The organism is Mycolicibacterium hodleri, from assembly GCF_025822245.1.
Classification (GTDB): Bacteria; Actinomycetota; Actinomycetes; order Mycobacteriales; family Mycobacteriaceae; genus Mycobacterium; species Mycobacterium hodleri.
Window position 1 is genome coordinate 14,640 of sequence record NZ_JACKTL010000034.1, and the last position, 15,205, is coordinate 29,844.

Sequence of the window (15,205 nt, forward strand, 5' to 3'; positions counted from 1 at the left end):
CCGTTCACGCGTGAGTCCCATAAAGGATAAGGGGTCTGCGCACCCGATTTTCCCCTCCCGTCCGGCGGTAGCGTCGGACCCGTGACCAACAGACTGGCCGACACCCGCGTACCGATCCACGAGCCGATCGCGGCGCGCTGGAGTCCCCGTGCCTTCGATCCCGACGCGACGATCACCACCGAACAGCTGACGGCCGTCCTCGAAGCCGCCCGCTGGGCCGCGACCTGGGGAGCTCGACAGCCGGTCCGGTTCGTGGTGGGCGTGCGTGGCGACGAGACGTTCGACGCCCTGGTGGCGACGCTCAAGCGTGGCAACTCCTACGCTGCGGCCGCGAGCGCGCTGCTTCTGGTCTGCGCCGACGAGGGGCCCGACGAGAACACGGCGTTCTACTCCGCGGTCGACGCGGGAGCCGCGATCGCCAACGCCAGCGTCGAGGCGGTGGCGAGGGGGCTGGTCGCGCATCCGATGGCCGGGTTCGACGCCGACGCGGCACGCGGGGCGTTCGACGTCCCCGCGGGGGTCAGACCGGTGGCGGTGCTGGCGGTGGGCGCCCTTGGCGACTACTCGACGGCCGACGCGGCGGTCCTCGAGCGGGACTCGAAGCCCCGGCAGCGGCTGCCGCTGGAGCAGGTGGCGTTCGCCGGCCGCTGGGGCTCCGCGTTCACAGCGGGCACGCCTGCAGCAGCGACCTGACCTGCCCTTCGAACTGGTCGTTGAAGGCCTTGACCACCATCGCCGACGCCGGTGCGGCGGCCCCGGGCGCGGTCCGCGCCGCCTGCGCGTCGTAGTCGAGGCGGGCCCGGACCAGCCGGTCGGCGGTCTGCGCCACGTCGCGCGCCGGCCCGGCCAGATCGGGTGCGGAGACCTTCGACGCGCGGTCGGCCAGCCCGTCGGTCCAATCCCGGTAGTCGAGTTCGGTGGGCAGGGTCTCCGAACCGTAGGACCCCGGTTCGGGCTCGTGGGTCTTGGCGTTGAGCCGTTCGATCTGAGTCTTGTTGAACGACAGCAACTCCCGCACCGGGGCGCAGTCCGAGGAGGACGGCCCCCGGAAGAAGAACCACCAGATGCCGCCGCCGACGAGCATCGCCACCAGCACCACGACCGTCGTCAACGGCCTCACGCGTTTCACGCCTCGATGCTGGCACAGGTCCGCACCGCGACGCCGCCGAGGACGTTAACGTGCGCGCAACATCACGATCCCGTCCACGTAACAGAAACATCGTTCACTGCCAGTGATCGGCCCCGAGGGGGCCGCCCACTGATGGAGAGTTCCCGATGGAAGTAGTTGACACCGGCACCACGGCGTTCATGCTGTGTTGCATCATCGGCCTCACGCTGATGATCCCGGGGCTGGCGCTGTTCTACGGCGGCATGGTCTCGGTCAAGAGCTCGACGAACATGATGATGATGACCTTCGGCTCCGCCGCCCTCGTCGGCGTGCTGTGGGTCCTGTTCGGCTTCTCGATGGCCTTCGGGACGTCCTACGGCGGCTTCGTCGGCAGCATCACCGAGTTCGCCGGCATGAAGGACCTGCTGACGTCGCAGACCACCATCTCCGGGCTGCAAGTCAGCTTGTTCGCCCTGTTCCAGGCGTTGTTCGCGGCCATCACCGTGGCACTGGTCTCCGGCGCCGCGGCCGACCGGATGAAGTTCAGCGCGTGGATGGTGTTCGCCGGATTCTGGGCCGTCCTGGTCTACTTCCCGGTCGCACACTGGGTCTTCGCCGTCAACGGCACGGTCACCCCCGACGCGACCGGCGGCTGGATCGCCAACAACCTGAAGGCCATCGACTTCGCCGGCGGCACGGCCGTGCACATCAACGCGGGTGCCGCGGCATTGGCCGTCGCGATCGTGCTTGGCAAGTCCGCGAGCTGGGGCCAGCTGCGCAAGCCGCACAACGTCCCGCTCACCCTGCTGGGCGCCGGCCTGCTGTGGGCTGGCTGGTACGCGTTCAACGGCGGTTCGGCGCTCGCCGCGGGCAACTCGGCCGCGATCGTCATGGTCACCACGTTCGTCGCGACCTGCGCGGCCACGCTGGCCTGGCTCGCGGTGGAGAAGTTCAAGGACGGCCACGTCACCGGTGTCGGCGCGGCGGCGGGTGCGATCACCGGCCTGGTCGCCATCACCCCGGCCTGTGGCGCCGTCACCCCGGTCGGCGCGATCATCCTCGGCGTCGTCGCCGGAGCGATCTGCCCGTACGCCGTCGGGCTGAAGTCGAAGTTCGGGTACGACGACAGCCTCGACGTCGTCGGCGTGCACCTCGTCGGCGGCGTCATCGGCACCCTGCTCATCGGGTTCCTCGCCAGCGACAGCATGCCGAACAAGGTCAACGGGCTGTTCTACGGCGGCAGCTTCGACCAGCTGTGGCGCCAAGCCGTCGCGGCGGGCGCCGTGCTCGTCTACTCGTTCGTGGTGGCGTACGTCATCGCCATCGCGATCAAGAAGACGATGGGCATTCGCGTCGCCCCAGAGGACGAGGAGAGCGGCATCGACGCCAAGTTGCACCGCGACGCGGCATACGAGCTGTCTCCCGCGTAGAGACCGGCCCCGACCGGCGCGATTCGCCCCGCGCCGGTCGGGTCCTCGTCACCTGGTCGAGCTGCCACCGGCCTCCCAGGTCCGAGCCAGTGTTTTGGAGAAACGCCCTCGCGGAGTAGGGTGACCCACGTGCAGCGGACGCTCCTCCTCGGACGCCGCGACGGGGTCTGATCCAGACTGGCTTCCCGTCGCGGGTTGTCTTGATGCGCCGGTCTGAATTTCTTCCAGACTCGAACCGGAGCGAGAACCGTGAACAATCCCAACCCGCATTCCATCGACGCGTACACCTCGGCGCGCACCATCAACACCCCGTCCGGCGACCGCCATCCCGGCCAACCGATGTGGAACACCCAGCGCGGCACCTCGATGCCCGTCAACCGCTACCGCCCGTTCGCCGAAGAGGTCGAGCCGGTCACGTTGGCCGACCGCACGTGGCCGGACAAGGTGGTGGAGACCGCGCCGATGTGGTGCGCGGTCGACCTGCGCGACGGCAACCAAGCCCTGATCGACCCGATGAGCCCGGAACGCAAGCGGCGCATGTTCGACCTGCTGGTCCGCATGGGCTACAAGGAGATCGAGGTCGGCTTCCCGTCGGCCAGCCAGACCGACTTCGACTTCGTCCGCGAAATCATCACCGACGGTGCGATTCCCGACGACGTCACCATCCAGGTGCTGACGCAGTGCCGGGCCGAACTGATCGAGCGGACGTTCGAGGCGTGCGCTGGCGCACCCAAGGCGATCGTGCACTTCTACAACTCGACGTCGATCCTGCAGCGGCGCGTCGTGTTCCGCGCCGACCGTGAGGCCGTCAAGAAGATCGCCACCGACGGCGCCCGGATGTGCGTCGCCGAGGCAGCGAAACACCCTGGCACGCAATGGCGTTTCGAATACTCCCCCGAGTCCTACACGGGCACCGAACTCGAGTACGCCAAGGAGGTGTGCGACGCGGTCTCGGAGATCGTCGGCGCGACCCCCGAGAGCCCGCTGATCGTGAACCTGCCCGCCACCGTCGAGATGGCCACCCCCAACGTCTACGCCGACTCGATCGAGTGGATGAGCCGCAACCTGGCTCGCCGCGACTCGATCATTCTGAGCCTGCACCCGCACAACGATCGCGGAACCGCCGTCGCCGCAGCCGAATTGGGCTACCAGGCCGGCGCCGACCGTATCGAGGGCTGCCTGTTCGGCAACGGTGAACGTACCGGCAACGTCTGCCTGGTGACGCTGGGGCTGAACATGTTCAGCCGCGGCGTCGACCCGCAGGTCGACTTCTCCAACATCGACGAGATTCGCCGCACGGTCGAATACTGCAACCAGCTGCCCGTGCACGAACGGCACCCGTACGGCGGCGATCTGGTCTACACGGCGTTCTCCGGCAGCCACCAGGACGCCATCAACAAGGGCCTGGACGCGATGAAGATCGACGCCGACGCGGCAGGCTCGGACGTCGGCGACATCCTGTGGCAGGTGCCGTATCTGCCCATCGACCCCAAGGACGTCGGCCGCACCTACGAGGCCGTGATCCGGGTCAACTCGCAGTCCGGCAAGGGCGGCGTGGCCTACATCATGAAGGCCGACCACGGGCTGGCGCTGCCCCGGCGGCTGCAAATCGAGTTCAGCCAAGCCATCCAGAAGATCACCGACGGCGAGGGTGGCGAGGTGTCGCCCAAGGAGATGTGGGACGTCTTCGCCGACGAGTACCTGGCACCCATCACGCCGCTGGAGCGCATTCGGCAGAAGGTCGACGCCGCCGAGGAAGACGGCGGCACGGACACGATCACTGCGACGGTGAAGGTCCACGGCGAGGAGCGCGAGATCGTCGGCGCGGGCAACGGCCCGCTCGCGGCGTTCGTCGACGCCATCGGCGCCGTCGGATTCGACGTCAGCGTGCTGGACTACTCCGAGCACGCGTTGTCGGCGGGCGAGGAAGCCCAGGCGGCGGCCTACGTCGAGGCGTCGGTCGGCGGCAAGACGGTGTGGGGGGTCGGCATCGCGACGTCCATCACCACCGCATCGCTGCGGGCCGTCGTATCCGCGGTGAACCGGGCCGCCCGGGATTAAACTGACGTCGGCGTCAAGACGTGGCGTCGACGACGTGAGGAGCCGTGATGGACTGGGGTTCGACGTGGGATTTCCTGTGGCACTTCCTGATCATCTTCGCGTGGATCGCCTACCTGCTGGTGCTCTTCCAGATCCTGACGGATCTGTTCTGGCGGGACCACCAGACCTCCGGTGTGGTGAAGGCGATCTGGGTCGTCTTTCTGTTCCTCGTTCCGTGGCTGACGGCGGTCCTGTACCTGGTCTTCCGTGGCCAGGGGATGTCCGTGCGGGCACACGAGGCCGCCGTCGCGGCCAAGAAGCAGACCGACGACTACATCAAGCAGGCCGCCGGACGATCACCGGCCGAGGAGATCGCGCACGCCAAGGAGTTGCTCGACGCGGGCACGATCAACCAAGGCGAGTACGAGTCACTGAAGGCCAAGGCCCTGGCCTAACCGGTCCGGCCGGCCTCAGAACAAGGTGAACTGGTCGCCGCGGAGCGTCGTGTCGGTGAACTGCTCGACCCCGGTGCCACCGACGACGTGTTCGATCAGCGCGGTGAACGTCGCGTCGTCGACCAGCGGGATGCCCATCTCGCGGGCCTGGTAGCCGCGGCCCTGGTCGGGGTCGGGGTCGTTGCACACGACCACCGACGTCTGCTGGTCGACGATGTCGGCGTAGGACAGCCCGACGTGCAGCATCCGCTCGATGAGCTCCTCGTAGGTGTGCGTGACCTCGGCGGACAGGGCCACCCGCATCCCCTGCACCAGCGGGCGGCCGGCGACGAACCGGCCGGGGTTCTGGAAGTCACCCGGCAACCGGGCCGCAAGGGTCCGCAGCGGCAGCAGCTCGTCGTGGGTGACCTGACCGTTGGGCCACGTCCGGCGCGACACCGGCCGGACCGGCAGCCACGCGTTGCGGTCGTGCGCACCCGCAAGTGACGGCTTGAGGATCTGGGCGAGCACCATGGCGTCGTCGAGGGCGTCGTGCGGCCGCATCTGCGTGACTCCCCAGTGCGCGGCCAGCGTCTCGAGCCGCAGGTTGTCGACCCCGAGGTTGAGCCGGCGGGCCAACTCGACCGTGCACATCACGGTGTCGACCGGCAGCTCCGCGCCCACCAGCTCGGCTTCGTTGGCCAGGAAGGAGTAGTCGAAGCCGACGTTGTGTGCCACCAGCGTGCGCCCGTCGAGGACCGCGTTGAGCTCACCGACGACGTCGGCGAAGGTCGGCTGACCCTGCAACATCTCGGTGGTCAGACCGTGGACGTGGGTGGGCCCGGGATCGACACCCGGGTTGAGCAGGCTGGCGAAGCTGCCCTCGACGTTGCCGTCGTCGCCAAGCGCCAACGCGGCCACGCTGACGACGCGGGCCTGACGTGGATGAAACCCCGTCGTCTCGACGTCGACCACCGCCCAGCCCGCACCGGGCCGGGAGGCCGGTCGGCCGAACGTTTGGCTCACGATTCGAGAATGGCACGCGACCCCGACAAGGCCCGGTCGAGACGCCGCGTGTCGCCAGCCGACTTTGGCCCTTTTAGACTGCCGGGGATGGTCACCACTCGGGGTCGTATCGCGCTGGGCGCCGGGTCGGCCGCACGGTGGGCGTCGCGGGTCACCGGCCGGGGCGCCGGGGCGATGATCGGCGGGCTCGTCTCCATGGCCCTGGACAAGTCGATCCTCGGCCAACTTGGCACCGGCCGTAGCTCCGTCGTCGTGACCGGCACCAATGGCAAGTCGACCACCACCAGGATGACCGCCGCCGCCCTTGCGACGATGGGCCCCGTCGCCACCAACGCCGAGGGCGCGAACATGGACGCGGGGCTCATCGCGGCGCTGGCCGGCGACCGAACCGCCACGCTCGCGGCGCTCGAAGTCGACGAAATGCACGTCCCGCACGTCCTGGACGCCGTGTCGGCCGCGGTCGTCGTACTGCTGAACCTGTCCCGCGACCAGCTCGACCGTGTGGGTGAGATCAACCACATCGAACGCACGCTGCGAAGCGGGCTCGCCCGACACGGCGACGCCGTCGTCGTCGCCAACTGCGACGACGTGCTGATGACGTCGGCGGCCTACGACAGCCCGAACGTGGTGTGGGTGGCCGCCGGCGGAACGTGGGCCAACGACTCGGTCAGCTGCCCTCGCAGCGGCGAGGTGATCGTGCGCGAGGAATCGCACTGGTACTCGACGGGCACCGACTTCAAGCGGCCCACGCCGCAGTGGTGGTACGACGACACCCACGTCCACGGCCCCGACGGGCTGACCCTGCCGATGACCTTGGCGCTGCCCGGCGCCGTCAACCGCGGCAACGCGACGCAGGCGGTCGCGGCGGCGGTCACCCTTGGCGCCGATCCCGCGAAGGCCGTCGCGGCGGTGTCCGGCGTCGACGAGGTCGCGGGGCGCTACCGCACCGTGAAGCTCGGTGAGCACACCGTGCGGGTGCTGCTTGCCAAGAATCCGGCGGGCTGGCACGAGGCGCTGTCAATGGTCGACAAGCACGGGGCGGGCGTCGTGATCTCGGTCAACGGCCAGGTGCCCGACGGCGAGGACCTGTCGTGGCTGTGGGACGTCCGATTCGAGCACTTCGACGACACCACGGTGGTGGCCGCGGGTGAGCGCGGCACCGATCTGGCGGTGCGCCTGGGGTACGCCGGCGTCGAGCACACCCTCGTGCACGACACGATGAAGGCCATCGCGGCCTGCCCGCCCGGGCACGTCGAGGTGATCGCCAACTACACCGCGTTCCTGCAACTCAACCGGCGGCTGCCTCGTGAGTGAATCAACGGTTCGCATCGGGCTGGTGCTGCCCGACGTGATGGGCACCTACGGTGACGGCGGCAATGCCGTCGTCCTCCGGGAACGGTTGCGGCTGAGGGGTTTTGACGCCGAGGTCGTCGAGATCACCCTGGCCGACCCGGTGCCCGACTCCCTTGACCTCTACACCCTCGGCGGCGCGGAGGACTACGCACAACGGCTGGCCACCAAGCACCTCATCCAATATCCCGGCCTGCAGCGAGCCGCCGAGCGGGGCGCACCGGTGCTCGCGATCTGCGCGGCGATCCAGGTGCTCGGACATTGGTATGAGACGTCGTCGGGCGAACGGGTCGACGGCGTCGGCATACTGGACGTGACCACCTCACCGCAGCCCGCGCGGACCATCGGGGAAGTCGTCTCACAGCCGCTGGTGCCCGGCCTCGACCAGCGCCTGACGGGATTCGAGAACCACCGCGGCGGAACGACTTTGGGTCCTGATGCCGCGCCTCTGGCCAAGGTGATCAGCGGTGCAGGCAACCGCGACGGCGACGGCTTCGACGGCGCGGTGCAGGGCAGCATCGTCGCGACTTATCTGCACGGCCCGTGCCTGGCCCGCAATCCGCAACTGGCCGACCACCTGCTGTCGCGCGTAGTGGGCGAGCTGGCGCCGGTCCAGTTGGCCGAGGTGGAGCAGCTGCGTCGCGAACGGCTGGCCGCACCCCGCCGGGCGTAGGTTCTGGGTCACCACCCGCGCCCGCGCGCCCTCACCCGCGCGCCCTCCCCTGGCGCGCCCTCCCCCGGGGCGAGACATAAACGGTGGCGGGGTCCACCGGCGTGTCGCCGCCACGGCTTATGTCTCGCGGTAGCCGCGACCGGCAAGGGCCGCGCGAACGCGGCGAACGACGTCCAGCGGGTGGTCTTCGGCGACGACTCTGACGACGATCCAGCCCAGACGTTCGAGCATCCGCAGGCGGCTGATGTCCTTCAGGTACTGCTTGCGGTCCTTGCGGTGCTGGTCGCCGTCGTACTCCACCGCGACCATGTACTTGTCCCAGCCAAGATCGAGGTAGGCGAGGGGATAGTGGTCGCCGTTGTGAACCATCAACTGGGACTGCGGGATTGGCAGACCGGCGTCCAATACGAGTAGCCGCAGCCAGGTCTCCTTCGGGGACGTGCCGCCGGCATTCATCAGGCCGATCGCCTCGCGCGCCCTCTGCACGCCACGGCTGCCGCGATACCGAATCAGTAGCGGCTCGACGTCAGCCGCCGAGATCCCCGTCGCGTGGGCCAGCGCATCCAGGCGCGTCACTGCAGCGTCACGGTCGAGATGACGACCGAGGTCCAGCGCGGTGCGAGCCGTCGTCGTCACCGGGATGGCGTCGACGAGCGCGATTTCGTCGTCGGCGATGCGTTCATTGCGCGTCACCACCCCGCGGGGGGCGTGTTGATTGCGCCAGATCAGCTCGACGGGTTCGTCGTCGTCCACCCAGCGTGCACCGTGCAACGCCGAGGCGGTCAGACCGGCCACCACCCCGCGACCCTTCGACCACAGCATCGCTGCCCGCGCTCGGTCCGCGGTCGTCAGCTCCGCGAACTCCGCAACGTAGACGTCGGGATGGACCGCTTCGAAACGGGTGCGAAGCCGGTGGCGGGTCAGCTGCCCACGTCTCACTGCCCGACTCCCCGAGAAGACCGCTGCCATTCCCGGACCCTGACATTGCCCACCGACAACCGCGCGAGACATAAGCCGTGGCGGCGCCCCGCGGCGTGTCGCCGCCGACGTTTATGTCTCGCGGGTCAGGCGTTAGTGCGACCCCCCGCTACAGCCCCAGGTCGCGCAGGAACTCCGGCTTGTAGGCCTCGAGGATCACGTAGCTCGGATCGGGCACCGGTGCGTCCGGTGCGTCGTCGGTGACCGCGTGCCCGTCGCCCACGTCGACCCACTGCTGCGCGTCGGCGTCCCACCGGCTCACCGTGTACTCCGCGGTGATGTCGTCGGCGAGGACGAGTTCGCGCGTGGTGCGCTCGGCTTCCTTGGCATCCCGCAGGCTGTGCGTGTACAGCTGAATCCGGTTGCCGTCGCGGGTCACCGTCACCCGGCTGCCCAGCCGTTGGCGGGCCACGTCGTCCACGTCGAGTGACCGCAGCCGGTCCCAGAAGGACAGGTGGTGCGCCTCGTCGCCGAGTTCGACCTCGACCTTGAACTCATCGTCAGGCATGGTCGACAACTTAAGCCATCGCCCGACGGCCGGTCAGAGCGCGTCCCAGGGTGAGCTCGTCGGCGAATTCCAGATCGCCGCCCATCGGCAGTCCGGAGGCGATGCGGGTGACCGTCAGCCCGGGAATGTCGCGAAGCATGCGCACCAGGTAGGTCGCCGTGGCCTCGCCCTCGGTGTTCGGGTCGGTCGCGATGATGACCTCGGCGACGTCCACGCCGTCGACTCGCTCACCAATTCGGTTGAGCAGCTCGCGAATTCGCAACTGCTCGGGCCCGACGCCCGACAGCGGATCCAGCGCACCGCCTAGCACGTGGTAACGACCGCGGAACTCGCGTGTGCGTTCGACGGCCGCGACGTCCTTGGGTTCCTCCACCACGCACACCAGCGAGGCGTCCCGCCGCGAATCCGAGCAGATGCGGCAGCGTTCGGCGTCGGAAACGTTGCCGCACACCGAGCAGAACTGCACGCCGTCCCGCACCTTGGCCAGCACCGCGGTCAACCGGTCGATGTCCGGCGGCTCGACCGACAGCAGATGAAACGCGATGCGCTGCGCGCTCTTCGGCCCGATGCCCGGAAGCTTGCCCAGTTCGTCGATCAAGTCCTGGACGGGACCTTCAAACAAGTCAGAACCCCGGCAGTTCGAGCCCGCCAAGGCCGCCGGCCAGCGGACCAAGCTTGCTCTGCGCCATCAACGTCACCTGTTGGGCGGCGTCCCTGATGGCGCCGATGACGAGGTCCTGCAGCGTCTCGACGTCGTCGGGGTCGACGACCTTCGGGTCGATCGCCACGCCGGTCACCTCGCCGCTGCCCTTCATCGTGACCTGCACGAGGCCCCCGCCGGCCTGCCCGTGCACCTCGGTGACGGCAAGTGCTTCCTGCGCCTCCATCAACTGCTGCTGCACCTGTTGGGCCTGCGCGAGGAGCGCCGACATGTCGGGCGGTTGGCCGGGTTGCATGACGGTCCCCTTGCGTATTGGTCTCGAACTGGTTGCTGTCTCAGCGCGTGGCGATTCGTCCTCCAAGAGTAGTCGTCTCGCGAACTAGCTTGGGCGTCGTGCACGTACCTGTCTGCCTGCGTGTCGGCGCAGCCCTCGCCGTCAGCCTCCTCGTCGGAGCGCTCCTGTCTCCGTCCGCCGCGGCCGCCCCGTCCAACATCGCGGGGATGATCGTCTTCCTCGACCCGGGTCACAACGGCGCCAACGACGCGTCGCTGACCAAGCAGGTCCCGACGGGACGCGGTGGCACCAAGGACTGCCAAACCAGTGGGACGACGACGAACGACGGCTATCCCGAGCACACCTTCAACTGGGAGACCGTGTTGCGCATCCGGCAGGAGTTGACCGCGCTGGGGGTGCGCACCGCGATGTCCCGCGGCGACGACACCGGCGTCGCCGCGTGCGTCGACGAGCGGGCGGCGATGGCCAACGCGCTCAAGCCCGATGCGATCGTGTCGATCCACGCCGACGGCGGGCCGGCCACGGGCCGCGGCTTCCACGTCAACTACTCGTCGCCGCCACTCAACGCCGCCCAGGCGGGGCCGTCGCTCCAGTTCGCCCAGACCATGCGCGACCAGCTGCAGGCGTCGGGCCTGCTGCCCGCGAACTACATCGGTCAGGGCGGGCTCTACCCACGCTCGGACCTGACCGGCCTCAACCTGGCCCAGTACCCGTCGGTGCTGGTCGAGCTGGGCAACATGAAGAACCCCGCCGACTCCGCGTTGATCGAGAGCCCGGACGGCCGGCAGAAGTACGCCGACGCCGTGGTGCGCGGCATCGCCGGGTTCCTGGCGACGCGGCCGGCGCGGGCAGTCGCCTAGCTGGTCGACTCGACCTCATTCTTCAGGTTGGCCAGCACCTCGGCCTGGATCTTGCGTAAACCCAGCGGCGCGAACGTCTTCTCGAAGAAGCCCTTGACGCCGCCGGCGCCCTGCCACGTCGTCTTGACCGTCACCGACGCGCCCGGTCCGGCCGGAGCGACTGTGTAGTTGGTCACCATCGTCGAGTTGGCGTCCTTCTCGATCACCGCGTGGCCTGCGACGTCGACCGTGGCCTTGACGTCGCGCACTCGCTTCTCGGTGGCCTGCAGCTTCCACGTGGCGACGGTGCCTGCGCCCTGGCCACCCTCCAGGACCTGGTAGCCGCTGTAGTGCGAGGAGAGGATCTTCGGACGAACCGTCTGATAGTCGGCGACCGCCGCGAACACGACAGCCGGCTCGGCGTTGATCAAGACAGTGCTGGAGGCGCTGACCTGTCCCATCGGTGAAGACTCCTAGATCTGAGGGTGAACGGGCGTTGTCCCGGGCCGGTCCAGTCGCATCGGGTGCGACCGGGGTCTAGCGTACGTGTGTGACTGTTGCAGCGACCGAAGCGCAGTCGGCCCACGCGGCAGGCGTGGAGAGACTGCTGGCGAGTTACCGAGCAATTCCACCCAGCGCGACGGTACGCCTGGCGAAGCCCACCTCGAACCTGTTCCGAGCCCGCGAGAAGTCCACCGTCAAGGGCCTCGACGTCTCGGGTCTGACGGGCGTCATCTCCGTGGACCCGGAGGCGCGCACCGCCGACGTCGCGGGGATGTGCACCTACGAGGACCTGGTCGCCGCGACGCTCCCCCACGGTTTGTCGCCGCTGGTGGTGCCGCAGTTGAAGACCATCACCCTCGGCGGCGCGGTGACGGGCCTCGGCATCGAGTCGGCGTCCTTCCGCAACGGCTTGCCGCATGAATCGGTGCTGGAGATGGACATCCTGACCGGCACCGGCGACGTGGTGACGGCCAGCCGCGACGCGCACTCAGATCTGTTCTACGCGTTCCCGAACTCCTATGGCACGCTTGGCTATTCGGTGCGGTTGAAGATCGAGCTGGAACCCGTCAAACCGTTCGTCGCACTGAGGCACCTGCGGTTCACCTCGGTCTCCGACCTCGTCGCCACCATGGACCGCATCGTCGAGACGCGCGGCTTCGACGGCGTGCCGGTCGACTACGTCGACGGCGTGGTGTTCAGCGTCGACGAGGCCTACCTGAGTCTCGGCGTGCGGACGGCGACGCCGGGCCCGGTCAGCGACTACACCGGGCGCGACATCTACTACCGCTCCATTCAGCACGCCGACGGTGAGAAGCACGACCGGCTGACCATTCACGACTACCTGTGGCGGTGGGATACCGACTGGTTCTGGTGCTCGCGGGCGTTCGGCGCCCAGAATCCGACGATCCGGCGCTTCTGGCCCCGACGGCTACGCCGCAGCAGCTTCTACTGGAAGCTCATCGCCTACGACCGACGCTTCGACATCGCCGACCGCATCGAGAAGCGCAACGGCCGACCCCCGCTGGAGCGCGTCGTGCAGGACATCGAGGTGCCGATCGAGCGCACGACTGAATTCGTCGACTGGTTCCTGGACAACGTGCCGATCGAACCCATCTGGCTGTGTCCGTTGCGGTTGCGCGACGACGTGGGCTGGCCTTTGTACCCAATTGCCGGGCATCACACCTACGTCAACATAGGCTTCTGGTCGTCGGTTCCAGCCAGCTCGGTAGAGGGAGAGACGAACCGACTGATCGAGAAGAAGGTCAGCGAGTTGGACGGCCACAAGTCCCTGTACTCCGACGCCTATTACTCGCCCGAGGAGTTCAGCCAGCTCTACGGCGGGGAAACCTACAACACGGTCAAGAAGACCTACGACCCAGACTCGCGTCTGCTCGATCTGTACGCGAAAGCGGTGCAGAGGCGATGAGCGCTTGCACGAAGAGCGGAGAGCATCCATGACTACCTACAAAGAGGTCCCCGCGGATTCCGCGACGACGCCCGGGCGGTTGACACTGGCCGAGATCCTCGAGGTGCTCACGGCCGGTGACGACCTGTCGATGAAGTTCACCGCCTACGACGGCAGCTCGGCGGGTCCCGCCGACGCCCAGGTCGGGCTCGACCTACGCACCCCCCGCGGCACCACCTACCTGGCGACCGCGCCGGGCGAGCTGGGACTGGCCCGCGCCTACGTCTCCGGTGACGTGGTGCCCACCGGCGTGCATCCGGGTGATCCCTACGACCTGCTGCGCGCCCTCGGCGACAACATGGACTTCAAGCGACCGTCGGCCCGGATGCTCGCCAACATCGTCCGGTCGATCGGCTTCGAGCACCTGCGACCGATCGCCCCGCCGCCGCAGGAGGCGCTGCCGCGCTGGCGCCGCATCGCGGAGGGCCTGCGGCACAGCAAGACCCGCGACGCGGAAGCCATCCACCACCACTACGACGTGTCGAACACGTTCTACGAGTGGGTACTCGGGCCGTCGATGACCTACACCTGCGCGGCCTACCCGGACGCCGATGCGAGCCTGGAGCAAGCCCAGGACAACAAGTACCGGTTGGTCTTCGAGAAGCTCCGCCTGCAACCCGGTGACCGGCTGCTCGACGTCGGCTGCGGCTGGGGCAGCATGGTGCGCTACGCCGCCCGCCACGGCGTCAAGGCCGTCGGCGTCACGCTGTCCAGGGAACAGGCGGCGTGGGCACAGAAGGCGATCGCCGACGAGGGCCTCTCCGACCTGGCCGAGGTGCGTCACGGCGACTACCGCGACGTGCGCGAGTCCGGTTTCGACGCCGTGTCGTCGATCGGGCTGACCGAGCACATCGGCGTGCAGAACTACGCGTCGTACTTCCGTTTCCTCAAGTCGAAGATGCGCACCGGCGCCCTGCTGCTGAACCACTGCATCACCCGACCCGACAACCGATCCGGTGCGGGTGCCGGAGGCTTCATCGACCGCTACGTCTTCCCCGACGGCGAACTCACCGGGTCCGGCCGGATCATCACCGAGGTGCAGGACGTCGGCCTGGAGGTGCTGCACGAGGAGAACCTGCGCCACCACTACGCGTTGACGCTGCGCGACTGGTGCGCCAACCTCGTGGAGCACTGGGACGAGGCGGTGGCCGAGGTCGGTCTGCCGACGGCCAAGGTGTGGGGCCTCTACATGGCCGGGTCGCGACTCGGGTTCGAGACGAACGTCGTTCAGCTGCACCAGGTTCTGGCGGTCAAGCTGGACAACAAGGGCGGCGACGGCGGCCTGCCGCTGCGCCCCTGGTGGCACGCCTAGCGGCGGGTAGGAGTGGAGCGACCCGGGGAGTGGTCAGGCCCCTTCGATCCGCCGGGCGCCCAGTTCGCTCTGCAGTAGCTCCAGCGCCACCTCTTCGGGGTCGCGACGCGGCCCTGCCTCTTCGTGGACGGCCTGGGCGAGCATGCTCTCCTCGTCGTCCTCCTCGACTGGTGGCGGAGTCTCCACCACCGGACGCGGACGCGCGACGGGAGCGGGCGCGGTCGGCGAGCCTGCCTCGCATCGGATGGTCCAGTTCACCCCGAGCGCGTCCTTCAACGCGTCCCTGATGATCTCGACGTTGCGGGCTTCGTTGAGCCGGGCCGCGAGCGGCGCCGACACGTGGCTCAACACCAGGGTGTCGCCCTCGACGGCGAGCACGACGGCGCCGTCGAGCATCACGTCGGTGGGCCTGCGGCGTTCGCGCACCTTGTCCCGAACCGTCGACCACATGCTGCGCACCGCGGCGGCGTCCGGCTCACCGGTCGACACGGGCGCAGGGTCCGGGGGCGCAGCGGCCGGTGGCGCCTCAACCGGCGGTGGCGGGGTGGGCACGGGCTCGGGCCGCGCAGCCGGTGGCGGAAC

The 15,205-nt window shown here is 68.6% G+C and carries 16 protein-coding genes and 1 pseudogene; 9 read left to right on the forward strand and 8 right to left on the reverse strand.

The window, feature by feature from the left end; all coding sequences use genetic code 11:
• Positions 1-81 precede the first annotated feature (81 nt).
• Positions 82-693 (forward strand): nitroreductase family protein, encoded by a 612-nt coding sequence (locus H7J06_RS15275; protein ID WP_264039796.1) that lies wholly within the window; start codon positions 82-84, stop codon positions 691-693.
• On the opposite strand, the gene H7J06_RS15280 is transcribed toward H7J06_RS15275, so the two are convergent.
• Positions 662-1,129 (reverse strand): hypothetical protein, encoded by a 468-nt coding sequence (locus H7J06_RS15280; protein ID WP_264039797.1) that lies wholly within the window; start codon positions 1,127-1,129, stop codon positions 662-664. The genes H7J06_RS15275 and H7J06_RS15280 overlap by 32 nt on opposite strands.
• Before the next feature lie 146 nt (positions 1,130-1,275).
• On the opposite strand from H7J06_RS15280, the gene H7J06_RS15285 reads away from it, so the two are divergent.
• From H7J06_RS15285 to H7J06_RS15295, 3 genes are all read left to right on the forward strand, one after another.
• The gene (locus H7J06_RS15285) at positions 1,276-2,538 is read left to right on the forward strand and encodes an ammonium transporter (protein ID WP_264039799.1); all 1,263 of its coding nucleotides are present in this window, start codon (positions 1,276-1,278) and stop codon (positions 2,536-2,538) included.
• Between the two features lie 249 nt (positions 2,539-2,787).
• A complete protein-coding gene (gene leuA, locus H7J06_RS15290; RefSeq protein ID WP_308205794.1) occupies positions 2,788-4,599 on the forward strand; it encodes a 2-isopropylmalate synthase in 1,812 nt (603 codons plus the stop codon).
• A 47-nt stretch (positions 4,600-4,646) separates the two neighbouring features.
• The gene (locus H7J06_RS15295; RefSeq protein WP_264039800.1) at positions 4,647-5,033 is read left to right on the forward strand and encodes an SHOCT domain-containing protein; all 387 of its coding nucleotides are present in this window, start codon (positions 4,647-4,649) and stop codon (positions 5,031-5,033) included.
• A 15-nt stretch (positions 5,034-5,048) separates the two neighbouring features.
• On the opposite strand, the gene H7J06_RS15300 is transcribed toward H7J06_RS15295, so the two are convergent.
• Positions 5,049-6,041, reverse strand: a complete 993-nt coding sequence (locus H7J06_RS15300; protein WP_264039816.1) for a DEDDh family exonuclease — start codon at positions 6,039-6,041, stop codon at positions 5,049-5,051.
• Between the two features lie 84 nt (positions 6,042-6,125).
• Between H7J06_RS15300 and H7J06_RS15305 the strand changes: the two genes are divergently transcribed.
• The gene (locus H7J06_RS15305; protein WP_264039801.1) at positions 6,126-7,352 is read left to right on the forward strand and encodes a Mur ligase family protein; all 1,227 of its coding nucleotides are present in this window, start codon (positions 6,126-6,128) and stop codon (positions 7,350-7,352) included.
• The gene (locus tag H7J06_RS15310; protein WP_264039802.1) at positions 7,345-8,061 is read left to right on the forward strand and encodes a type 1 glutamine amidotransferase; all 717 of its coding nucleotides are present in this window, start codon (positions 7,345-7,347) and stop codon (positions 8,059-8,061) included. The genes H7J06_RS15305 and H7J06_RS15310 overlap by 8 nt, the downstream gene beginning before the upstream one ends.
• Before the next feature lie 117 nt (positions 8,062-8,178).
• Here H7J06_RS15310 and H7J06_RS15315 read toward each other — a convergent pair whose 3' ends face one another.
• From H7J06_RS15315 to H7J06_RS15330, 4 genes are all read right to left on the reverse strand, one after another.
• Positions 8,179-9,030 carry a hypothetical protein gene (locus H7J06_RS15315; protein WP_264039803.1) on the reverse strand — a complete coding sequence of 284 codons (852 nt, stop codon included), beginning with the start codon at positions 9,028-9,030 and terminating at the stop codon, positions 8,179-8,181.
• 118 nt (positions 9,031-9,148) lie between these two features.
• Positions 9,149-9,547 carry a hypothetical protein gene (locus tag H7J06_RS15320; RefSeq protein ID WP_264039804.1) on the reverse strand — a complete coding sequence of 133 codons (399 nt, stop codon included), beginning with the start codon at positions 9,545-9,547 and terminating at the stop codon, positions 9,149-9,151.
• A 10-nt stretch (positions 9,548-9,557) separates the two neighbouring features.
• The gene (recR, locus tag H7J06_RS15325) at positions 9,558-10,169 is read right to left on the reverse strand and encodes a recombination mediator RecR (RefSeq protein WP_264039805.1); all 612 of its coding nucleotides are present in this window, start codon (positions 10,167-10,169) and stop codon (positions 9,558-9,560) included.
• 1 nt (position 10,170) lies between these two features.
• The gene (locus H7J06_RS15330) at positions 10,171-10,503 is read right to left on the reverse strand and encodes a YbaB/EbfC family nucleoid-associated protein (protein ID WP_264039806.1); all 333 of its coding nucleotides are present in this window, start codon (positions 10,501-10,503) and stop codon (positions 10,171-10,173) included.
• A gap of 98 nt (positions 10,504-10,601) precedes the next feature.
• On the opposite strand from H7J06_RS15330, the gene H7J06_RS15335 reads away from it, so the two are divergent.
• Entirely contained in the window at positions 10,602-11,363 is a 762-nt protein-coding gene (locus tag H7J06_RS15335) for an Rv3717 family N-acetylmuramoyl-L-alanine amidase (protein ID WP_264039807.1), read from the forward strand.
• Here the strand turns inward: H7J06_RS15335 and H7J06_RS15340 are convergent.
• Entirely contained in the window at positions 11,360-11,803 is a 444-nt protein-coding gene (locus tag H7J06_RS15340; protein WP_264039808.1) for an SRPBCC family protein, read from the reverse strand. The genes H7J06_RS15335 and H7J06_RS15340 overlap by 4 nt on opposite strands.
• 89 nt (positions 11,804-11,892) lie before the next feature.
• Here H7J06_RS15340 and H7J06_RS15345 point away from each other — a divergent pair, with 89 nt between their 5' ends.
• Together H7J06_RS15345 and H7J06_RS15350 are read left to right on the forward strand one after the other, a co-directional pair.
• Positions 11,893-13,272, forward strand: coding sequence for an FAD-binding oxidoreductase (locus tag H7J06_RS15345; RefSeq protein WP_264039809.1), 1,380 nt, complete (start codon positions 11,893-11,895; stop codon positions 13,270-13,272).
• A gap of 28 nt (positions 13,273-13,300) precedes the next feature.
• Positions 13,301-14,623 carry a class I SAM-dependent methyltransferase gene (locus H7J06_RS15350; RefSeq protein WP_264039810.1) on the forward strand — a complete coding sequence of 441 codons (1,323 nt, stop codon included), beginning with the start codon at positions 13,301-13,303 and terminating at the stop codon, positions 14,621-14,623.
• 33 nt (positions 14,624-14,656) lie between these two features.
• Here the strand turns inward: H7J06_RS15350 and H7J06_RS15355 are convergent.
• A pseudogene (locus H7J06_RS15355) lies at positions 14,657-15,205 on the reverse strand (DNA polymerase III subunit gamma/tau); the annotation flags it as partial.